This is a genomic window from Paenibacillus jepli (assembly GCF_047238105.1).
In the GTDB taxonomy this organism is placed as follows: Bacteria; Bacillota; Bacilli; order Paenibacillales; family Paenibacillaceae; genus Paenibacillus_D.
The window spans coordinates 5699555-5722293 of record NZ_JBDFMD010000001.1 but is presented as its reverse complement, the minus strand read 5'-3'; the positions used below and the strand labels follow the sequence as shown (position 1 = coordinate 5722293).

Below are 22739 nucleotides of genomic sequence, written 5' to 3'. Positions count from 1 at the left end.
GGCGCTAGTGATTTCCCTTACTGACTCCAGTCTACCTTCCAAGACACCCTATGTATGTGAAAATGATCACATGTAAACATGTCTTTTTATCCACTGTTCCGTGCCTGAACTGTCACTGAAAGTTGTGGCATACATCACAGTCCCCGAAGCGCCGGTTTGTTGTAATGAAAGAAGATATACTGCTGCGGTACGGGATGCCCCGCTCATAGCTGGCTGCCTCCTGCGCCGCAGACGCATGCGGGCTGTCTCCAAGACAGCTTGGCTTGCGACTACAAGCGATGGGAGAGAGACATGTGAACATACTGGTCATCAATTCGGGAAGCTCTTCACTCAAGTATCAGCTGTATGACATGATCGCCGAGACCATGCTGGTGAAAGGCCGGATGGAATGCATCGGCACTGCGAAGTCTTTCATTACAGAACAAGGGCAGCACGGGCCTGAACGCAGCGAACAGATGCCCTTGCCGGACCATGCTGCCGCTTTGGAGGCGATGCTACATAAACTGACCGACCCTGAACATGGCGTGATCCGCAGCCTCCAGGATATCGACGGCGTCGGCCACCGTATCGTCCATGGCGGCGAGACCTTTACCTCAGCGACCTTCATCGATGAGCAGGTCAAACGGCAGATCCGCGATCTGTATGAGCTCGCCCCGCTTCATAATCCGGCGCATATGACGGGCATCACCGCTGTCGAGCAGCTGCTCGGTCATGTGCCCCAGGTTGCGGTGTTCGACACCGCCTTCCATCAAACCATGCCTGAACGCGCATATCGCTACCCGATCGCCAAGGAATGGTACCGCAAGCATGGCATCAGGCGCTACGGATTCCATGGCACTTCGCATGAATATGTCTGTGAACAAGCCTCCGAGCTGGTGCAGACGCCGCTGAGCGAGATGAAGATCGTCTCCTGCCATATCGGCAACGGCGCCAGCTGCACTGCGATCGAGGAGGGACGGTCCGTAGATACCAGCATGGGCATGACGCCGCTCGAGGGACTGATGATGGGGACGCGTACCGGCGATATCGATGCTGCGATCCTGCCTTACTTGATGAAAAAGGAATCGCTCGGCTGCGACGAGCTCAGTACGATGCTTAACAAGGCGGGCGGTCTACTCGCTGTCTCCGGCCGAAGCGGCGACGTGCGCGAGGTCAGCCAGGCTGCAGAAGCCGGCGATGCCGACGCCCGGTTGGCCATGGAGATGTACGAATACCGGATCCGCAAATATATCGGCGCTTATGCCGCAGCCATGAACGGGCTCGACACGATCATCTTCACCGGCGGCGTCGGCGAGAACGGCGCAGCCTTGCGCAGCCGCATCTGCCGCAACCTCTCCTATCTCGGCGTGGCCCTGGACGAGAACCGCAATCAGCGTGCCGGCAGCGGCGCCCGGATCATCTCCGCCCCCTACTCCAGCGTCTACGTCATGGTCATTCCGACCAACGAGGAGTGGATGATCGCCAAGCAGACCAATGCGCTGCTGCACGAGCAGCCGCATCGGTTGGCCGAGCCTGCGCTGTAGGGCGTGGCTGGTGCAGTCCAGGGAAGCGCAGCAGCCGCAAGGTTGCTGCGCTTCTTAGGGTTCGCCTCGCAAACTATATTAGATCCGCTGCTCCATTCTGCCGCCCAGCCTAAGAAGCTTGGCAATGAATAGCCGTACACGTCGGCGATTGCCACGCTGCAGCGGCACAGAGGGGCGCTTACCACTACCTCTCCCACGCCAGCTTCCGCCCCTCCTTGCCCCTCCTCCCGCGTCCGCATCCAACGCAAAAAGGGCCCCGACCAACATGAACATGGCCGGGGCCCTCCTCCAACTTACACCAAACGCAGCTCAAGCTCCTGAGCGCTGGCGGCGTCTGCGCCAACCAGCACGCGGAGGCGGCTAGGCTCGACCGCAAAACGCATCTCGCGGTTCCAGATCGCCAGCTCCGCCTTGCCGAGCGCAAACGTCACGGTCGCCCGCTCGCCAGCCGCCAAAGCCACCTTGCGGAACGCCTTGAGCTCCAGGAGGCGACGGGTAACTGTCGAGCGCGTCGCCTGGATATACAGCTGCACCGTCTCGCTGCCTGCCACTTCACCTGTATTCGCTACCTCGACGTTCACCTGCACGGCCGCGCCTGACTCGATATCGGCGGCGCGCACCTCGAGCGCCTCGCCAGCCACAGCCTTCTGTGCAGCGGAAGCAACGTCCCCGACCATCGCACCAAGGCCGCTGTACCCGAAGGTCGTATAACTCAGGCCGTAGCCGAACGGATACAACGCTGTCTCCTCCATATCCTTGTACGGACGGGAACGGCCCAGATTCTTGCGGTTGTAGTATACCGGCAGCTGCGCGGACGAACGCGGCAGCGATACCGGCAGCCGGCCGCTCGGGTTGACTGCGCCGAACAGGATCTCGGCCAGCGCCCTACCGCCCTCCGTGCCGGGATACCAGCCGCACAGGATGGCCTGGCAATGCGGCTGGATGGCGGTCAGCGCATGGGGACGGCCCTGGATGATGACGGCAACGACCGGCGTCCCGGTAGCCGCAATCGCCTGCACCAATTCCTCCTGCACACCGCCGAGCTCCAATGCGGCAAGGTCGACGCCTTCGCCGCAGTCCATATCGGACGGCGGACCGTCGGCGATGATCGCCTCGCCGTTGCTGTCGAACACCTCGTCGAACCGCCGGGCGCTGCTGCCGCCCAGCACCAGCACGGCGACATCGGCGCTGGACGCCGCCGCGACCGCTTCTGCGAAGCCCGAGCGGTCATCCGACCGGACGCTGCAGCCCTGGGCATAGCTTACCTCGGCACCTTCCGGTGCCAGCGCGCGGATGCCCTGCAGCACCGTTACACCTGTGCCTTCGGCCTGGATACTCGTATAGTCGCCGAGTTGGTGGTACAGCTGATCGGCATTAGGCCCGATCACGGCGATCCGCTTCTTGTCCGCCCCGAGCGGCAGGATGCCTTCTTCATTGCGGAGCAGGACGGCCGCCTCGCGTGCGAGCTGCAGATTGAGCTGCATCGCCTCCGGCGTCTTGACCCGCTGCGCCGGCAGCTCTTCATCGGTATAAGGCTGGTCGAACAGGCCCAGACGATACTTCAATGTCAGCACCCGGCGCACTGCCTGATCGAGCTCTGCCAGATCGACCAGGCCTTGCTCAACCGCCGTCTCAAGCGTCGTGAACGCTTTGTCCCACAAACTCAGATCGACGCCCGAGGCGAGCGCCAGCGCCGCCGCCGAAGGATGATCGCCGGTCAGCGCCAGCAGCCGGTCGACCGCCGTCCCGTCGGCCATGATCAGGCCGTCGAAGCCCCATTCCCCGCGCAGAATGCCGTTCAACAGCTCCGGATTGGCATGGCAAGGGATGCCGTCGATCTCATTATAAGCAGCCATATACCCCGCCGCTCCCGCTTCGCTGCCAGCCTGTGCAGCCGGCAGATGGATCTCGCGCAGCTCGCGCTCGCCGATCGCTGCCGGAGCGGCGTTGTGGCCGCCCTGACAGGCGCCTTGCGCGCACAGATGCTTGAGAATCGCCGCGACCTTGTTATTCTCCTTCAGCTGTCCGGGCTCCGTCCCCTGCAGTCCCCTGACCACCGCAGTCGTGAAACGGGCAGCCAGATGCGGATCCTCGCTGTAACATTCCTCCGAACGGCCCCAGCGCGGCTCCTGCAGCATATCCAGCGCCGACACAAGCCCCAGGTGAGCGCCCCGTGCCCGCAGCTCAGATGCGACCATCGCATAGGCCTGTTCAGCGAGCTCCGGATTCCAGGTCGCGCCGACAGCCAGGTTCACCGGCAGCAGCGTACCGTCCAGCGCCTGATGGCCATGGGGGCATTCCTCCGAGAGCAGGACCGGGATGCCCAGACGTGTATTCTCCTTCACATAACGCTGGATCCGGTTGGCGAAACGGGCATTATCCGCTGTCGGGATCCCTGTCTTGTATGTAACCGCCGACCACGGATCGGCACGGAACAGCCCATACAGCGCGCCCATGCCGCCGCCCCAGGCGACATGCTCCTTGAACGCTTCGCTCAGCTCCACTTCCGAACCGTTGCGTGTATAGGCATTCCAACCATACATATGCTGATTGACCTGGCCGACTTTCTCCTTGAGTGTCATCTGCGAGAGCAGATCCTCGACGCGTTGTTCGATCGGATAAGCGGCATTTTGATAAATATTCATAATTCCCTCCTGATCTCCCACTATCTGAATATTAGCTCACCAGCGCTAACCCTTGGCTGTCATCGCACGGTATTCCTTCGGGGTCATGCCGGCGACCGATTTGAACACCGAGACGAAATATTTGTACTCCCGGTAGCCGACCTGATCGGCGATCTCGAACACTTTGTCATGGGTCGTCGCCAGCAGCTCCTTGGCATGGCCGATGCGCAGCTCATTCATATATTCCGTAAAGCTCTTACTCGTGTGTTTCTTGAAAATATAGCTAAAATAACTCGGCGTAATCTTGAGCCAGGCGGCCACCTCGGAAGCCTTGAGATCTGTCCGGGAATGCTCCCGCATATAGCCGATCGCCTTCTCGGCGATCCAGTTGGACTTCTCCCGGGCGCCGCGATCGACCAGCTCCATGAATTGGCCTACTTCATTGCCTGCCAGTTGGCGGATGCTCTCATACGAATTGTACAAGTAAAGGTCGATCGGCGACTGCCGGCTCGCCTCGATATCGCCGAGTCCGCTCTGGCGCAGCCGCTGCCGCAGCAGCACCATCAGCTCTTCATAGACCTTGGCCACTTCATGCAGCAGCAGCCGCTGCTCCTGGAGCTTGTCGAACAGCATGCACACTTGCGCCCGCACCCCGGCAGCGTCTTTGCCAAACAGCGCAGTCGTCACGCTCTGCAGCCACGTCTGATCATCGAACTCAACTAGCGGCTGACGGCGCAGCTGTTTCGGATAGGCGGGCAATAGCACCGGACGCCGCTCCAATACATAATAGGACAGCAGCGCTCGGGACGCCCGGCAGGCCGCTGTCGTCTCCTCCAGCTGATCAAAGGCCGGCGAGAGGGCGCAGTACATCGGCTGTATACCCTGCCAGCCGTCCATCACCGTCTCCAGCTCCGCCTGCCACCACGCTTCATCGCGGTCTTCCTCATCAATGGCAAGCGTGTACAGCAGGTTGAGGTTGTCGAAGACCGATATCGAGCGGATGCCTCTCGTCTGCAGACCTTCGCGGATCGTCCCGGACCAGGACTCCAGCAGCGCCTCATAGTCATCTGCAGACAACTCGGCATAAGCTTCTGCGAATGCCGCCAGCTGGCTCGTGAGGATGCGCAGCCTGCCGCTCTGCCACCGGCTGCGGTCGGGCGGGGACGCCTTGGACGGCGTACCCCTGACCGCAGCGGTGAACCAGAGGAGGTCCTCTTCGCGTGTGCCCGAACGCTGGGACTTGCGGATCTCTTCCGACACCCGCTTCACCACCTCCACCAGCGCATCGACATCCACAGGCTTGAGCAGATAGTCAAAAACTCCGAGCCGCACCGACTGCCGGGCGTACTCGAAGTCCTCATAACCGCTCAGAATGATGATGCGCGTCTGCGGATGGCTCTCCTTCAGATGCTCGGCAAGCTGCAGCCCGTTCATACCCTCCATGCGGATGTCGCTGATCAGCAGATCGACCTGATGCGCTTCGACCATCTCGAGCGCCTGCTCGCCGTCATAAGCTTCTCCGACGACCTCGATGCCGATAGCAGCCCAGTCGATCGTCATCCTTAGGCCCTGGCAGATCACCGGCTCATCGTCCACGATCAGCATCCGGATCACTTGGTCCTGCGGCCTCTGCAAGTTGCTCATGTTCTTCGCCCTCCCGTCGGCTGGTTTTGGGGATGACCAAGCGCAAGACTGTGCCTGCCGGCGTGCTGGAGACGACGGACAGCCCGTAGCCTTCCCCAAAGTAGATCGATAACCGTTCGTGTATGTTGCGAATCGCCCCGGACCTCTCCTGGCTGACATACGGCTTGCCTTCCAGCATCGCCTGGATCGCCTCCAGCTTCTCGGCAGGTATCCCCGGCCCGTTGTCCCGCACATCAATCCAGACCTCATCCGCCACGGCATAACAGCGTACAGCAATAACATTGTGCGCGGATTTGCGGCTGACACCGTGCTTGATATAATTCTCCACCAGCGGCTGGATCGTCGTCTTCAGCATCGGCACCTCCGCAATATTATACTCCATATACAGCGAATACTGAAACCGCTCGCCCAGACGGCGCTGCTGGAGATAGAGATACGACTGGACAAACTCCAGCTCTTGACCAACGGTAGACATGTACTGTCCGCCGCCGAGGCTGGAACGGAAGAAGCGCGACAATGTCTCGATGAGATGGCTCGTCTTCCCTGCCTTCTCCAGCCGGGCCGTCCAGCGGATCATATCCAGCGTATTGTATAAGAAATGCGGATCCATCTGCTGCTGCAGCAGCCGCAGCTCCGACTCCCGCTCCCGCAGCTCCTGCTTGTACTTATGCTCGATGAGCTCTTTGATCGTCAGTACCATCTCATTGAACTTGCGGTTGAGATCGGAGATCTCATCATGGGAATCAACCGGCAGCTGCGCGCTATAGTCGCCGAGCTTTACCCGATTGGTCTCATTCTTCAGACGCATGATCGGCCGGATGATCGTGTAATGGAAGCCGAACAGCGCCAGCACCCCGAGCAGCAGCACCACGGCGAGGATTAGTGTCATCACCATCCGGACGCCGGCCGACTGGGCGTTGACATACGACTCCGGCACGGCAGTGATGATCGTCCAGCCCGTCATATCCATCGTCCGGGTGAACGTAAGATACGGCTTGCCGTCCGCTTCCACCGTAGCGAAGCGGATCCCCGCCTGCTTCATCTGGGCTAATACTTCATGAGGCTCGAACCCCGGAGGCGCTTCCACTTCCGACTGAAGCACATAATGGCCCTCGCGATTCAGGACATGAACGCTGCCGCCTTCGCGGTACACCTGGTTCTGCAGCAGTCTGCCGATCTGCGCCTGATCCATCCGGATGATGAGATCACCCTGGGGGTTTGTAATATTGGGATAAGCGTTGAGAACGCGAAACAGGGACACCACATGGATCTCCCTGCTCCAGCCGCTCTGGGTGCTATACCCTTCGCTCCAGACGATACCGCCTCGGCGCTTGGCTGCCGCCTGCAGCCACGGCTCCTCGGCAGCCATGATCGGCTCGCCGATGCTGATGCTGTTGCCGTTGTAGCCCCGGATGTCGACGGAACGGATATAGGATTTGGACATCAGGTGGAAGGTCAGGAAGCCCTCGACATCATCCTTTGCCCGTTCCGTGGCATCCGTATACTCGCGCGCACCCGGGCGGAGATACGTATTGAGCGCCGGACTGAAGATCAGATAATTGGCGATATCCTCGACCAGGGCCGTCTGCTCTTCAAGCTGGCCGGCCACGGAATCGAGATTACGGATCGTCGCATTGACATATTGCTCGCGCAGGATGTCCTTGAATTGGGTTTGTACGAATACGCCTACTCCCAGTGTCGGGAAGATAACCAGCAGCAGGAAGATGACAAACGCTTTGCGTTTGAGCCCAAAGTTCTGCAGCAGCCGCAGCTTCATATCCCGTTAGCTCCCTTCTTGCCCGACACAGCTGATCATTGGTTGTATATCAGCCTTTGACGGCGCCTGCAGTCATTCCGTTCACCAGTTGCTTCTGCAGCAGCAGGTAGAAGATAATAATCGGAATAAGTGCAATTGTAAGGGCCGCCATCTGCAGCGTCAAGCTTGCAGTCTCGATGCCGACGAAGCTGGCGATACCCAGCGGCAACGTTTTGATCGCTTCCTTGCTGATCAGCACGAGCGCGAACAGGTACTCATTCCAGTTGTAGATGAAGTTCAGGATCAGTACGGTAGCCATCGCCGGACGGGTGATCGGCAGGATGATCGACCAGAAGATCCGGTAGATTCCGGCGCCGTCCATTACCGCCGATTCCTCGAGATCCTTGGGCAGACCGCGCATGAAGCCTTCCAGGATGAAGATCGTCAGCGACAAGTGAAATGCCGTATACGGCAGGATCAGGGAAGCGTAGGTATCCAGCAGGTTCAGATTCTTCATGATCATGAAGATCGGGATGAGCGTCGCATGGATCGGTACGAGCATGCCCAGCAGGAACAAAGCGTAAGTGAAGCCTCTAAGCTTGAACTTGAAACGCGACAGGAAGAAAGCTGCCAACGCGCCCAGCAGCACCGTCACGATAAGCGAGCCGAATGTGACGATCAAGCTGTTCATGAAGTACGTACCCATATTGGCGACTTCCCAGGCCCGGGAGTAATTCTCCCATTGCAGCGCCTGCGGCAAAGCAAAAGGACTGGCTGCATGCTCCTGCTCTGTTTTAAACGAACCGACAACCATGAAGAACAAAGGCACAATATTGAAAATGGCTACAAAGCCAAGAAATAGATAGGAAACGATACTAACCAAAGGCGATTTTTTTTCCATCATGGGGAATTCCTCCTTCCTAGGCGTCCTTTTCGCGGCCGAATTTATTGACCAGCGAGACAATAATCAGACTGAATAACAGGATCAGGATCGACACGGCACTGCCGAAGCCGAATTGCCTGCTTATGAAAGCGGCGTTGTACATATAGACCGTCATGACTTCCGTCTGATGCGCCGGTCCGCCGCCGGTCAGGATCTGGATCAGGTCAAAGACGCGGAAAGAGTTACTGATGCTGTAGACCACAGCCACTAGAATCGTGGCGCGGATCATCGGGATCGTAATCGTGAAGACCCGGTGCAGGCCGGTTGAACCGTCCAGCTCCGCCGCCTCATTGACCTCGCCAGGGATACTTTGCAGCGCCGCCAGGAAGATGATCATGTACAGGCCGAAGTTCTGCCAGATGTACGCGACACTGATCGAGATCATCGACCAGGAGGGATCCCCCAGCCAATTGCGCTGCCAGCTCTCCAAGCCGATCAAGCCGAGAAAACCGTTCAGGAAGCCGTACTCCGTATTGTAGATCATGCCCCAGATCAGGGATACCATAACCGAGGAGATGACCACCGGGAGGAAGCTGACTGTCCGGAAAAAGCCGGCCCCTTTGAGGCTCCGGTTGAGCAGCAGAGCGATGGCCAGACCGAGCGGGATTTGTCCGACCAGACCGGTCAGCATGATGATGACATTGTTTTTGACGGACAGCCAGAAGATGTCGTCTCCGAAAATCTTGGTAAAGTTATCGAAGCCGATAAAGACTTTGTCCGTGATGCCGTCCCAATTGAACAGCGAGTAGTACATCGACAAACCGATCGGCACCACAGCGATACCGATATAGATGATCAATGACGGAAGCAGACCGAAAAAGATAGCCCACTTCGTCCGTTTTAATGTATGCATCAGGCGTCCTCCTGTTCTGCCAGTAGGCCCTTCTAATCGAAGAAAACCCGTTCATCCGGGTTTTCTTCGGTTAGGGCTTGTGTGTAGTTGTATCGGCAGCCATACTGCCAAAACGATCTGTGGATGAAATCCGGATTATTGGCCCAGTGCGTTTTGCGTGTCTTGCGCTACACCTTCAGGCGTGCCTCTGCCTACTGTCAAAGCTTGCAGTCCGTTCTCGAACTCTTTGGCAGCCGCTGTAGGGATGACTGCGTCGAATACAGGCGTAGAGCCTTTGCTCGTCAGCTCCATCATCTCTTTCAGGTACGGGCTGGCATCCTCAGGAATCTCGATGTCTGCAGGGATCATGATGCCGACGCTTGTCAGTTCTTTGTACAGGTCTTCGCTGACGAAGAACTCCATGAACTTGAGAGCAGCTTCATGCTTGGCTTGGTCCAGATCGCTCTTGATGGCGATGCCGAATTGGGATACGCCTGCAGCGATGCCTGGCTCGCCTGCTCCGCCTTCTACAGCCGGGAACAATGCAATACCGAACTTGTCGCCTTCTTCGTTGTTGATGCGGATCCGGCCGTCTACGGTAGCCGAAGAGATGTGCAGAGCCGCTTTGCCCTGGATCAGGTAATCCTGTGCTTGTACGGAATCCATGTTGTTGGCGTCAACGTTGAATGCTTCCAGCTTGGTCAGCTCGTCGATGACGGCAACAGCTTGGACGAATTGCGGATCATTGAAGTCAGCTTCCCCGTCCACAACCTTTTGCAGGAAGTCTGCGCCGGCATAACGTTGTGTGATGACGGACATATACGAAGACTGCAGCGGCCATTTTTCTTTGTTGCCCAAGGAGATCGGCGTGATACCTGCAGCTTTCAGATCTTTAATCATTTGGATAAAACCTTCGTACGTATCAGGGAACGTGTCATGACCGGCTTGAGCCAGCAGTTCTTTATTGTAGTAGATAATATCTACGAAGTTCTGCTTGGTAGGAATGGCATACTGATTGTCGTTCTTGCTGTAGCCGACCAGAGAACCTTCACGAACCAGACCGTTCCAGTTATCCATGTAATCATTCAGTGGATGCAGCAGGTTGCCGTTGACGAGCGGATCAAGGTCGGCTCCAGGCCATACGACGTTGATGTCTGCCAGGTTGTTGGCTGCTGCAAGTGTGAACAGCTTGGTTTTGTATTGTGCAGCTGCTACGCTGTCCTGTTCGATTTTGATGTTTGGATTCGCTTCTTCAAATGCAGCGATCCGCGCTTTGTACACATCGTTATCCGGATTTGGAGCTGTCCAAGGATGCATCATCGTAAGCGTTACTTGTTGTTCGCCGCCTGCACCGCTGCCGCCTTCATTGCCGCCGCCGGCGCTGTTATTGTTGCTTCCGCCGCCGCAAGCAGCTACAAAAGCCATGACAGCAACTAAAGCCGAAAGCATCGTGACCCGGACTGTGTTTGTTTTTTTCATGTCTGAACCCTCTTTTCGTGAGATTTGTGTTAGGAAACATCACTTGAACTCAACCGTTAATCGATCAAATAATGTTATATCCAAAGTATACCGGACATTTATGCAGAGCTATATACCTGAATTCTATGATTATATCCTTTATTTTTTAGATAACAGGTAAATAAAAGCTGACATTGGGTTTAAAGTAATGGAAAATAGTAGTTACGAAACCCTATTTTGCAAACGGTTACATACTTCATCCCGGGATTCGGGCACTGCGGCCCGTTTCCCGAGATGCATATTCTAGGTCGTTGGATCCAGGATGTATTCGACTAGTTCGTCGAGTGGAACCGTGGCCAGAGCAATCGCTGTATCCGTCACTCCGTAATAGATGTAAAGCAGTCCATCCTTGACCACGTTCCCTGTCGGGAAGATGACATTTGGAAGCTGGAAGCCGAATTTCTCATAGTATGTCTCTGGCTCCATAAAATAATTAGCTGTGCGGGCGATAATTTTTTCCGGGTTCTCCAGGTCAAGCAGCAGCGCGCCTACGCGATAGACGGTGTCATAATCGACGCCGTGATACAGCACAAGCCAGCCTTTATCTGTTTTGATCGGTGGTGTCGAACCGCCGATTTTCTTCTGCTCCCAGTCGCCGCTGCCTGCTTTGGCCAGCAGCTTGGGCTCTTCCCAGTTGATCAGGTCATCGGAGTAAGTAATCCACATCGCCGCTTTTTCTGTACCATACGCCTCGCCTACATACTCTTCCGGACGGCGCAGCAATACGAACTTGCCATTGATCTTCTCCGGGAATAGAATGTTGTCGCGGTCATTGATCTCAAGCGGCGTCGTGTCGCAAAGGAACTCCCAATGGATCAGATCCTTGGAGGTAGCGATACTCGAGCGGGTCAGCCAGTGGCCTTCCTCTTCGCCCCAGCCGTCCGGGTAAGTCGGAAACGAACGTTCAGGAATGCCTGTGCCTGTCGGATAGTAATTCATTGCGCAAGGGCGCAGCGCGTAGTTCATATAGAACGTATCGTCGATCTTGACAACACGCGGGTCCTGCACGCTGCCGTAAGGGAAGCCCAACTCGTCCGGGGTCAGGACAGGCTTGTCGGTCACATGCGTAAAGTTCACGCCGTCCTCGCTAACCAGCAGGCCAAGATAGTTCTTGCAGGGCGTCAGCGAGCCTGCTGTCCGTTCGATCATATAGAATTTGCCGTCTTCGATGATTACTGCCGGGTTAAATACGGTAGCCTTGCGCCATTCGTAAAGACCGGGCACAACGATCGGATTCTGGGGATGTCTTGTAATCTGCATAAGCCCTCCTGTTGTGGCTGAAAAGTAGTATGTTTGCGTGCTTCAACCTCTGATAACTTAAGTATAAAGAACCATCCCGGTGCATTCTATCCCACAATCTTTCGAAAACGTCCGACAGAATACCGTTTAGGCACAGATGCTTGAGCAGTTAACACGGCATAGTGCGAGGAAAAGTATCATATGTATGGGGCAAAGCGCAAGCTAACTTGTGAGAAGCGAGGTGTACAACCGATGGATCAACCCAAGCGCGGACAGCACGAGTCAGCCGCCATCCCCCAGCCGATCCGCAGCGATGGCGCTGGCGGCATCGACCGGGGCCCCCGGGATGTGATGCGCGACCGGCAAAATCCGGATATGCTGGTCCCGCCTGCAACTGACGCCGGCCTGGTACCCAATCTCCGCTACTCATTCTCGGATACGCACATGCAGCTCAATCATGGCGGCTGGTCGAGAGAGATCACCGTGCGGGAGCTGCCCATCGCGACGACGCTGGCAGGCGTCAATATGAGTCTGACCCCTGGCGGTGTCCGCGAGCTGCACTGGCATCAGCAGGCTGAGTGGGCCTATATGCTGCTTGGCCGTGCCCGGATTACCGCCGTCGATCAGCTCGGCCGCAATTTTATCGCTGATGTCGGACCAGGCGATCTGTGGTACTTCCCTCCGGGCATCCCCCACTCCATCCAGGGTCTTGAGGAAGGCTGCGAGTTCCTGCTTGTCTTTGATGACGGCAGCTTCTCTGATCTAAACACGTTGTCCCTGTCGGATTGGTTCGCGCATACGCCCAAGGAAGTGCTCTCCGCCAATTTTGGCGTACCAGAGGAAGCCTTCCGCGACATTCCCAGCGAGCAGGTCTACATCTATCAGGACCGCGTGCCCGGCCCGATCGACAGTCAGCGCGTAGAGTCGCCCTATGGCACGGTTCCGCAGAGCTTCACGCACCGTTTATTGGCCCAGCCCCCCTTGCGCACACCCGGCGGCAGCGTGCGGATCGTCGATTCGACCAATTTTCCTGTCTCGAAGACGATCGCAGCCGCGCTGGTGGAGATCGAGCCGGGGGCGATGCGGGAGCTGCACTGGCATCCCAATAATGACGAGTGGCAGTATTATCTGACGGGCCATGGCCGGATGACCGTGTTTGCCGGCGACGGCTCGGCCCGGACGTTCGATTACCGTGCCGGCGATGTCGGCTACGTACCGTTTGCCCAGGGTCACTATATCCAGAACACTGGCACTGGGACCTTGTGGTTTCTGGAGATGTTCAAGAGCGGCCGGTTCCAGGACGTCTCGCTGAATCAGTGGCTGGCACTAACTCCCGCAGAGCTGGTGGCAAGCAATCTGCATGTCGGCCCCGAACTGCTGGATCAGCTGCGCAAAGTGAAGTGGCCGGTCGTCACGTATCCGGGGTTCGGATACCACGCTACATAAAAACACGTCCTGCCCGAACGCCTGCTGTGCCCTCTCGCGGGCCGATCGCCGTATGCTTTCGAAGCTAGTTTTGCTTCGCAAAACTTTTAGCGTCGCAGGTTTCATTCCGGAGAAATAGAACCCAAGTAAATAGGAGAATCATATACCTTGTATTTCAAAAAAAAAAAAAAAGACCGCCCCTAGCGGTCTTTCGTGAAATTGTCCGTATGGCTGGCAGCATGCCTGCATCAAGTATGATCCGTAGGTCCGAACCGCTTCAGCGAACGTTCGCGAGCCCGCTGCGCCTCCACTTCTCTATCCCGTGGAGCAGCTGGCGTCACCATCGCATCCAGCAGCTTGCGCGCGGCTGCCGAGACTTCCTCCACAGCAGCATCGAAGGCGGCTTCATTGGCTTTGGACGGTTTGGTGAAGCCCGAGATCTTCCGGACGAACTGCAGGGCTGCGGCTTCCACTTCTTCATCGGTGGCGGGCGGTTCGAAATTGAACAACGGTTTGATATTGCGGCACATAGCGGCCACACTCCTCTCATCTCACGAGTAGATCTGGCTTGCCGGACTCTTCTGACAACCGATCATGACATCCGCTCCTGCAGACTACGCTCCAGGGCCAAGCGCAGCTGGGGATGAGCGGTCGTCAGACCATCGAAGGTTTCACGCCGCATCGACAGGAGCGTCGCCGGGCCCATCGCACGAACTGTCGCCGTCCGAGGGATCCCGCGCAGCAGCGCGATCTCGCCGAAATGATCGCCGTCCTGCAGCACTGCCACCCGTTTATCCCCTTCGCCTGTCCGCTTGAGCACCTCGAATCGTCCACGTACGATAATGTAAAAGGTATCGCCTTCCTCACCTTCAACGACAACAGACTCGCCATCTGCACAGGTCTGGCTCTCGAACTGACCAGCCACATCCACCAGCAGCTCTGCGTCGATCCCTGCGAAGAAAGGCAGCCGGGCCAAGCGTTCGCCATCCACCCGGGCGCTTCGGCCGTCGGCCGACACCTGGAAGCCGTGCTGCTTGTCCCACAGCTCGGCATACAGTCCTCTCCGCTGCAGCAATTCGTCATGCGTGCCCGACTCGGCGATCCTTCCTTCGCAAAAGACGTGGATGATATCCGCTCTGACCACTGAGGCGAGACGGTGCGTGACCGTAATGATCGTGTGCTCCCCGCGGATCTGCTCCAGCAGACGGTTGATATCCGCTTCGGATACGGGGTCGAGCGCCGAGGTTACCTCATCGAGCAGCAGCAGCGACGGTCTCCGCAGCAACGCCCGGGCCAGCGCGAGCCGCTGTCGCTCCCCGCCTGATAGAGAGCCTCCTTCCTGCTCCACCAGCGTATCATACCCCTCCGGACGCCGCATGATGGCATCGTGAACCCGCGCCGCCTTGGCAGCTGCGATCATCTCGGCTTCCTCCACCTCCCGGTCGAGCATCAGGTTGTCGCGGATCGTCGTATTGAAGAGAAAGGTATCCTGCGTGACCAGGACCGCCAGACGGCGAAAGGCGGACTCGCTGATCTGTCTCAGATCCACGCCGTCCAGCAGCACCTGTCCCTGCCGGGGATCGTAGAATCGGGAGAGCAGCTGCAGCGCCGTGCTCTTGCCTGAGCCGCTAGGCCCGACCAGGGCAACATAGCTGCCGGCATCGACACGCAGGCTGACCTCCTCCAGCTGGGTAGTCTCTGGTGTGTACCCGAAGCTGACACCCTCCAGCGTGAGCGTGCGGAACGTCATGCCCGCCTGAGTCGCCTGCGGATGCTCGGGGACGTCCGGCTGATGCTGCAGCACCTCGCCGATCCGCCGGATGCTGACACCGGATTCGATGAGCGCCGGGATCAGATAGGCGAGGCTGGACCCGGATTGGCCGACAGTCATGAACAGGGTGAAGAACGCAATAAAATCCCCAACGGAGATCGTCTCCTGAAAGATCAGCCAGCCGCCGACACCGATCATGATCCCGTTCAGCAGCAGCAGCGCCGCCACCGGCAGCCGCTCCATCAGCGAACTCGTCATATGCAGCCGCAGGCCAAAGCGGAACAGATCGCTGATCTGGGAGCCAGCGAGCAAGCCGAACCTGCGCTGCTGATGCAGACCTTTGATCGTCTTGTGGCCCTTGACCATCTCGTCGATCGTGTTGGAGAACCGCTCCTGCGCTTCCTTGTAGGTCGAATTTGCTTCCTCAGCGCGTCGCTGCACCAGTCTCGGCAGGATGAACATCAGCGTCGAGCCAGCCAGCATAAGCAGCGTCAATCGCCACTCCAGCATGAACAATAATGACAAGCCAAGCAGTACACTGAGTGATTGAGAGAGAAGCATCGGCGCCGTCCCGCGGATAACACGCTCAATGGACCCCATATCAGCGGAAAACCGGGTCACCAGATCGCCTACACGGTACTTGGAGTAGAAGGGCAGCGATTGTTTTTGGATATGGGCGAACAACTCGTCCCGCATCGAACGGACCGCCCTCCCGCTTACATGGCCCAGCGTATATTCTCCCAGTGCCCCCGCCCCAAGACTCAGCAAGCCCCCGGCCAGCAGGACGAGCAGGATGGTCCAGAACATCTGCAGGTCCCGTGGCTCGAACGCTTGGTCAACCAGAAACTTCAAACTGAGCGGAGCAGCTACAGCATAACCCGCCTCTACCAATATCGCTAAGACAAAAAAACCGCACATCCATTTGTGCGGCAGCATATAACGCCGGATCACCCGCCAAAACCCCACCCGTATCAACGCCTTCCTATACACATAGATTATCTCAGTTTGGGGGGCGTGTAAATAGACGAATCGCGGCGTTAGCGAGAATCAGCAGATGCTAATCCAATAAGTTTTTGGGGGGTGATTAAACGAACAGACGATCCGCTATTTGCTTGGGAGTGCCGAATCTGGCCCCATTATGCAATAATAGCGTATCGTCCGTTCTCTAGCCTTGCAAATTGAGCGATGCCGTTTCAATTGGCAGCTGTTGCTGTACCGCAGCGCGAGCTGCCAATTGGACATGCGCCGTCTCCAACTAACGTGTTTCGCGGTGCAGCGTAACCTTCTTCAAGCGGGGCGAGTATTTTCTCAGCTCGATCCGCTCCGGGTGATTGCGTTTGTTTTTGGTCGTCGTATAGTTGCGGTCGCCGCACTCCGTGCAGGCCAGTGTAATCGTTACTCTCATTGCAGAACCTCCTGTAAGTTTGTCAAAGGAAAAATCACTTTGCAAGCAGCAGACTCGGTCAAATCAATTGTTCTTCCAGCTGCACTTCCGTCTGGTTTGGGAAAGGATCGGCAAAGGAGCTGCTATCTAACGCCAACTCCTCATCCGTCAATAGGCAGCGATCCAACTCGGCGGTCAGCTCCTGCCGATCGAGATCAAGCCCGATCAGCACCAGCTTGTTCGTCCGGTCGCCGTAGGTTTCATCCCAATCCTCAGCCAGCTCCGGATTGTCCTGCAGCAGCTCCTGCCGTTCGTCCTCCGGCAGTTCGGCCACCCACATACCGGCCGGACCAAACTGGATCGACGGCCCGGCCTGGCTCAGACTCTGTGCCATCCGGGGACGAGTGGCCAGCCAGACGATGCCTTTGGCGCGCACCACATCCTCCGGCCAATCGCTCATCCATGCCATCAGCCGCTCCGGATGGAATGGCCGCTGCCGCTCATACACGAACGAGTTGATCCCGTATTCCTCCGTCTCCGGTGTATGGTGCCCGCTCTCCATCTCCCGGATCCAGCCAGCCGATCGGCTCGCTTCATCGAAATCAAACAAGCCGGTGCTCAGAATCTCGGATGGCGAGATGCGGCCATAAGAGCTCCGGATGAACCGGGCCCGAGGCTGCAGTGTCCGCAGCACTGTCTCCAGATTGTCCAGCTCCTGCTCGCCGACAAGGTCGCACTTATTCAGTACGAGCACATCGCAGAATTCGATCTGGTCGATCAGCAGGTCGACGACTTCACGGGTGTCATCCTCGCCCACAGCTTGCTTGCGGTCCATCAGCGATTCGCCGGAAGCATAATCATGCCAGAACCGGTAAGCGTCGACGACAGTCACCATACAGTCCAATCTGCAAAATTGCGTCAGATCAATGCCTTGTGTTTCGTCGATATAAGAGAAGGTCTGAGCGACCGGAACCGGCTCGCCTACGCCCGTGGACTCGATCAGGATGTAGTCGAACCGGCCATCCAGCGCCAGCCGCTCGACCTCGCGCAACAGATCCTCACGGAGCGTGCAGCAGATGCAGCCATTGGACATCTCTACCAGCTTCTCCTCCGTCCTCGACAGTCCGCCGCCGCCAGCGATCAGCTCGGCATCGATATTCACCTCGCTGAGATCATTGACAATAACCGCCACCCTCAACCCTTCCCTGTTGTTCAACACATGGTTGAGGATCGTCGTCTTGCCTGCGCCCAGATAGCCGCTCAGGACGGTCACCGGTATTTTCTTATTCATTGCAAACTGCACCTCTGTTCCCATTCATTTAATCGTAATAATAACTATTACAATTTGATTTGTCAACCCGTTTAGCTTTTTCTCTCCGTGAACGCCTCCTGGAGCGCAAGTGCTGAAGGACAAGCCGGGGTCCGGATGAAATTCGCTCGACAGCTGAAAGCCCGCCTCCTCGGGAAGCGGGCTTTTTGTATGCAGAATCAAGTAGACTGCGGAAGCGTTTCACCGGACACAGGCTCCAAGTTGCGAAACTGATTATGCACCATCTGATAGTAATATCCTTGCCGGGTCAGCAGCTCCTCGTGGCTGCCCTGTTCGGCGATGCTGCCGCCCTCGAGGACGATGATCGTGTCGGCGCCCTGAATGGTGCTGAGCCGATGCGCGATGATGAAGGTCGTCCGGTCCTTCATCACCGTCAGCAGAGCTTCCTGGATATGCAGCTCGGTCCGGGTATCGATGCTGCTGGTCGCCTCATCCAGGATAAGGATCGCCGGATCAGCGAGGATGACGCGGGCGATGGCCAGCAGCTGGCGCTGGCCCTGGCTGAGATTGCCGCCGTTCTCCGTCAGCCTCGTCTCATACCCGTCCTGGAGCCGCCGGATGAACAGATCGGCATTGGCCAGCCGCGCTGCCGCCTCCACTTCCTCGTCGGTCGCCTCCGGCTTGCCGTACTTGATATTGTCCTTGATGCTGCCGGAGAACAAGTACGTATCCTGCAGCACGATGCCAAAGCTGCTGCGTACCTGGTCGCGCTCGTAGTCTCTGAGGTCCGTGCCGTCGAGCAGAATGCGGCCCCCGGTGACGTCATAGAACCGGGTCAGCAGATTGATCATCGTCGTCTTGCCGGCGCCTGTCGGACCGACAAGCGCGGTGCTGCTGCCGGGAGCCGCTTCGAAGCTGACCCCCTGGATAATCGGCACATCCTCGCGGTAGCCGAAGCTGACCTCTTCGAAGACGACGTGGCCGCGCGGCTTCCGGAGCGGCAGGGCGCCCGGCCGGTCGGCCGTCTCCTCCGGCTCGTCGAGTACCTCGAAAGCCCGCTCGGCGCCTGCCACACCGGCCTGCAGCACATTGTAGATCTGAGCGATCTCGTTGAGCGGCCGTACGAACTGCCGCGAATAGCCGATGAAGCTGGCGATGATCCCGACAGAGATCGTCCCGTTTACTGCCAGCAGTCCGCCGGTCAGGGCGATCGCGGCGAAGCCGATGTTGTTGATGACGCTGAGCAGCGGCATCATGAAGCCTGACCAGATGCCTGCCTTGACGGCTGCCTGATAGAGCTTGCCGTTGACGGTCTCGAAGTCATGGATCGAGCGCTCCTCGTGATTGAATGCCTTCACCACCTCCTGGCCGCTGATCGTCTCCTCGATATGCCCGTTCAGCCGGCCCAGCTGCGCTTGCTGGTCCTTGAACATGACTCGGGTCCGTTTGGTGATCGTCCGGGCCAGCAGATAGACGAGCGGCACCGTGATGAGCGCAGCCAGCGTCAGCAGCGGACTCAGCACCAGCATCATGATCAGCGAGCCGACGATGGCGATGCTGCCGCTCATGAGCTGGATCGTCGACTGGGAGATCGTCGTGCTGACGTTGTCGATATCATTGGTCAGACGGCTCATCACCTCGCCGTGAGGTCTGGTATCGAAGTACGAGAGCGGCAGCCTCTGCAGCTTGGCGAACAGCGATTGCCGCAGCCGCATGACGATCCGCTGCGACAGTCCCGCCAGCAGCCAGCCCTGGATCAGCGTAAATCCGCCTTCACTGATATAAGCGGCAGTCAGCGCGACGATCAGCACATAAAGCAGCTGCATGTAGCCGATGCCGATCGCATCGATCGACCGTCCGATCAGGAGCGGTCCGAGCACCGTAATGGCGGCTTGCAGGAGCACGAATACCGCGATCACGCCGAGACCGCGACGCTCGCCCTTCACCTCGCCCCACAGCCTGCGCATCGTCTGGCCGAAGTCTTTGGGCTTGACGGCTGGCGCCCCGCGCCCCGGACCGCCGCCACCAAACCCGCCAGGGCGGTGCTGCAGAGGCGGCGGCGCGCCGGCGGCCGGATTATCCGTTCGTGACGCCTTGGACATGAGCCTCCAGCTCCTTTCCGATCTGTGACTGATAGATCTCCTGATACACGGCACACTCGGCCATCAGACTCTCATGCGTACCGGCGCCGACCACCTCGCCGACATCGAGGACGACGATCAGATCGGCATCCATGACGGAGGTGATGCGCTGGGCGATCATAAGACAGGTCATATCGCGGGCATACTGCCGCAGCCCTTCCTTGATCCGCGACTCCGTCGTCGTATCCAGGGCGCTCGTACAATCGTCCAGGATCAGGATGCGGGGCTTGCGGATCAATGCCCGAGCGATCGCGATCCGCTGCTTCTGGCCCCCCGACAGATTGACTCCGCGCTGCCCGAGCCGCGATTCGTAGCCTTCCGGCAGCGCCGAGATGAAGTCATGCGCCTGAGCCAGACGCGCCGCCGCCTCGACCTCAGCCAGCGTCGCCTCTTCCCGGCCCCAACGGATATTGTCCAGGATACTGCCCGAGAACAGCATCGTCTTCTGCGGGACGATGGCGATCTGCTCGCGCAGTGCACCCGGATCGATCCGGGTCACATCGATGCCGTCTACCCGCACTGTGCCGCTGCCCGTGTCGTAGAAGCGGGGGACCAGCTGGGCCAGCGTGCTCTTGCCCGAGCCGGTCGAGCCGATCAGACTGATCGTCTGACCAGGCAGAGCGGTGAAGGTGACGCCGCGGAGCACTGGCAGCCCGCTCGTATCCGGATAAGCAAATGCCACCTGCTCGAAGTCGATGCGCCCCGACAGGCGCTGCAGATCAGGCAGGTCGCGTCCCGGCTCCCGGTCGGCATGATTCCCGCCAGCAAACACCTCGTTGATCCTTGCCGTACCGGCACGGGCCCGCACGAACATATTGAACACCATCGACACCATCATCAGGGCAAACAGAATCTGTGTCATGTAATTGATAAATGCGACCAGCTCTCCCACCTGAGTGGAGGAGGAGCCGCTATTCACCCAGGTGCCGCCGATCCACAGGATCGCTACGACCGCCAGATTGACGGTCAGCATAATCAGCGGATTGAAGACCGCCATCGTCAGCATGGCCTGCACCGAGACGTGGCGCTGCTCTTCATTCGTCTCGTGAAAGCGTTCTACTTCATGCGTATAACGATTGAATGCTTTGACCACCCTGACGCCGCCCAGATACTCGCGGACGGCGCTGTTAATGCGGTCAAGCGACTGCTGGACCTTCATGAAGCGCTTGAAGCCGATCTTCATGCTGATGATGACCAGGACGGCGACGATGGGGACGACAACACCCAATACGACCGCAAGTCCGGCGTTGAGCCGGATGGCGAGGATCAGTGCGCCGATGCCCAGCATCGGGGCCTTGACGAAGATCCGCATCAAGCCGCCGACAAAATTCTGGACGATGGTGATGTCGTTGGTCATCCGCGTGATCAGCGAAGCCCGCTCGAACCGGTTCATCTCCTGGAAGGAGAGCGATTGAATCTTGCGGAATAGGTCCGAACGCAGCTCGGTGCCGAAGCGCTGGGAGACGATCACCGCCAGGATGTTGCGCATGCTGGCCGCGACGGCTCCGCCTGCCGTGATCAGCAGCATGATGCCGCCCAGGCGCAGCACCTCGTCCATGTCCCGATTGGCTACGCCGCGGTCGATGATCATCGCCAGCAGCGTCGGCATCATCAGATCCGCTGCCGCCTCCATGAGGAAGAAGACCGCCAGGGTGAAGCCTTTCCAATACTTGCGGATATACTTGCCATAGGGCATGCGCTTTACTCCCTTCCCTGGATCTGCTCGGCCAGCCGGCGCATCAGCCCGGCCAGCTGCTCCCGCTCCTGCGGCTCCAGCTTATTGAACGGCTCCGCGAGCGACTCCAGCCAATAGGTCTCCGTCTGCCGGATGATATGCTCCCCTTCGGCTGTCAGCCGGATCAGCTTGACCCGCGCATCGGCGGGATCCTGCTGGCGGAGCAGAAACCCTTGCTTCTCCAGCCGGTCCAGCATCTGCGACATCGTGCTCGCCCGCACGTCCAGACGTTCCGCCAGCTGACCGATCGTGCTGCCGCCGCTGCGGTCCAGATGGCGCATGAGCAGCCATTGCACCCGCGTGATCGGCTGCTGGCCGCGGTCGAAGACGGCTGACCGGAGATGACGGTTGACCGTCTGCAGATGCGCGACGAAATGCTCCAAATCGTTGTGCACGGCTTTGCCTCCTGACATTGGGTGGATTTAATATTTATATTATATAGCTAACCTAAATATTTGAGAAGTAGGAGGAGTGCTGATTTTTGGGGAGTCAGTCTGATGTGGCTGCGGCGTCGTGTTAGGGCAGGCCAGCGTGGTCCGTGTAGGCGGGCTCTCGCGTGGTTTAGGTTGAATCCCGGGGACAGTGTATGCTTCTGAAGCTAGCTTTTCTGCGAAAAGCTTTCAGGCGAACGCTTCAACGCTTTCTGCAAGAAAGCGACTTCGAAAGCATACGCCCTTCTCCAGGACAATTCCGCCCCACTTCCGGCACTTTTTCACCAATTTTCTAGGGAGCGCAAGCTTGGGGAACACAATCTTGGGAACACAATCCTGGGAACACAATCCTGGGAACGCAAACCTGGGAACGCAAACCTGGGAACGCGGACACAGTAGGCGCTAATCCCAACATAGGGGCTCATTTGAGGCTGTCTGCGGACAGACGATCCGCTATCGGCCTCGGAAAGGCCGTTTGACCACCGCTGCATGGCGAATAACGG

General features: G+C 58.2%; 16 protein-coding genes. 2 read left to right on the top strand and 14 right to left on the bottom strand.

The window, feature by feature from the left end:
* The first annotated feature begins 293 nt into the window (after nt 1-293).
* Nucleotides 294-1523: an acetate/propionate family kinase gene (locus ABC336_RS23955; protein ID WP_413241045.1), complete on the top strand. Its 1230-nt coding sequence runs from the start codon at nt 294-296 to the stop codon at nt 1521-1523.
* 293 nt (nt 1524-1816) lie between these two features.
* Here the strand turns inward: ABC336_RS23955 and ABC336_RS23950 are convergent, their stop codons facing one another.
* The 7 genes from ABC336_RS23950 to ABC336_RS23920 form a co-directional block, all read right to left on the bottom strand.
* Nucleotides 1817-4168, bottom strand: coding sequence for a glycoside hydrolase family 3 C-terminal domain-containing protein (locus ABC336_RS23950; RefSeq protein ID WP_413241044.1), 2352 nt, complete (start codon nt 4166-4168; stop codon nt 1817-1819).
* A gap of 45 nt (nt 4169-4213) precedes the next feature.
* A complete protein-coding gene (locus ABC336_RS23945; RefSeq protein ID WP_413241043.1) occupies nt 4214-5791 on the bottom strand; it encodes a response regulator transcription factor in 1578 nt (525 codons plus the stop codon).
* Nucleotides 5733-7568 (bottom strand): cache domain-containing sensor histidine kinase, encoded by a 1836-nt coding sequence (locus tag ABC336_RS23940; protein ID WP_413241042.1) that lies wholly within the window; start codon nt 7566-7568, stop codon nt 5733-5735. Before ABC336_RS23940 ends, ABC336_RS23945 begins: the two co-directional genes overlap by 59 nt.
* Nucleotides 7569-7617: 49 nt before the next feature.
* The gene (locus ABC336_RS23935; RefSeq protein ID WP_413241041.1) at nt 7618-8451 is read right to left on the bottom strand and encodes a carbohydrate ABC transporter permease; all 834 of its coding nucleotides are present in this window, start codon (nt 8449-8451) and stop codon (nt 7618-7620) included.
* Between the two features lie 16 nt (nt 8452-8467).
* Nucleotides 8468-9343 (bottom strand): carbohydrate ABC transporter permease, encoded by an 876-nt coding sequence (locus tag ABC336_RS23930; protein ID WP_413241040.1) that lies wholly within the window; start codon nt 9341-9343, stop codon nt 8468-8470.
* Nucleotides 9344-9478: 135 nt separating this feature from the next.
* Complete coding sequence (locus ABC336_RS23925) at nt 9479-10801, bottom strand: extracellular solute-binding protein (protein WP_413241039.1); 1323 nt, start codon at nt 10799-10801, stop codon at nt 9479-9481.
* Nucleotides 10802-11083: 282 nt separating this feature from the next.
* Entirely contained in the window at nt 11084-12100 is a 1017-nt protein-coding gene (locus ABC336_RS23920) for a glycoside hydrolase family 130 protein (protein WP_413241038.1), read from the bottom strand.
* Between the two features lie 231 nt (nt 12101-12331).
* Between ABC336_RS23920 and ABC336_RS23915 the strand changes: the two genes are divergently transcribed.
* Nucleotides 12332-13525 (top strand): oxalate decarboxylase family bicupin, encoded by a 1194-nt coding sequence (locus ABC336_RS23915; protein ID WP_413241037.1) that lies wholly within the window; start codon nt 12332-12334, stop codon nt 13523-13525.
* A 227-nt stretch (nt 13526-13752) separates the two neighbouring features.
* On the opposite strand, the gene ABC336_RS23910 is transcribed toward ABC336_RS23915, so the two are convergent.
* The 7 genes from ABC336_RS23910 to ABC336_RS23880 all read right to left on the bottom strand — a co-directional run bounded on the left by ABC336_RS23910 (nt 13753) and on the right by ABC336_RS23880 (nt 22200).
* Nucleotides 13753-14034, bottom strand: coding sequence for a DUF2277 domain-containing protein (locus tag ABC336_RS23910; RefSeq protein ID WP_413241036.1), 282 nt, complete (start codon nt 14032-14034; stop codon nt 13753-13755).
* A 62-nt stretch (nt 14035-14096) separates the two neighbouring features.
* Complete coding sequence (locus ABC336_RS23905; RefSeq protein WP_413241035.1) at nt 14097-16226, bottom strand: ABC transporter transmembrane domain-containing protein; 2130 nt, start codon at nt 16224-16226, stop codon at nt 14097-14099.
* A 304-nt stretch (nt 16227-16530) separates the two neighbouring features.
* The gene (rpmG, locus tag ABC336_RS23900; RefSeq protein ID WP_413241034.1) at nt 16531-16680 is read right to left on the bottom strand and encodes a 50S ribosomal protein L33; all 150 of its coding nucleotides are present in this window, start codon (nt 16678-16680) and stop codon (nt 16531-16533) included.
* Between the two features lie 58 nt (nt 16681-16738).
* Nucleotides 16739-17950 (bottom strand): GTP-binding protein, encoded by a 1212-nt coding sequence (locus ABC336_RS23895; protein ID WP_413241033.1) that lies wholly within the window; start codon nt 17948-17950, stop codon nt 16739-16741.
* A gap of 197 nt (nt 17951-18147) precedes the next feature.
* Nucleotides 18148-20031, bottom strand: coding sequence for an ABC transporter ATP-binding protein (locus tag ABC336_RS23890; RefSeq protein ID WP_413241032.1), 1884 nt, complete (start codon nt 20029-20031; stop codon nt 18148-18150).
* The gene (locus tag ABC336_RS23885) at nt 20006-21766 is read right to left on the bottom strand and encodes an ABC transporter ATP-binding protein (RefSeq protein WP_413241031.1); all 1761 of its coding nucleotides are present in this window, start codon (nt 21764-21766) and stop codon (nt 20006-20008) included. Before ABC336_RS23885 ends, ABC336_RS23890 begins: the two co-directional genes overlap by 26 nt.
* A 5-nt stretch (nt 21767-21771) precedes the next feature.
* Nucleotides 21772-22200: a MarR family winged helix-turn-helix transcriptional regulator gene (locus ABC336_RS23880; protein WP_413241030.1), complete on the bottom strand. Its 429-nt coding sequence runs from the start codon at nt 22198-22200 to the stop codon at nt 21772-21774.
* Nucleotides 22201-22739 lie beyond the last annotated feature (539 nt).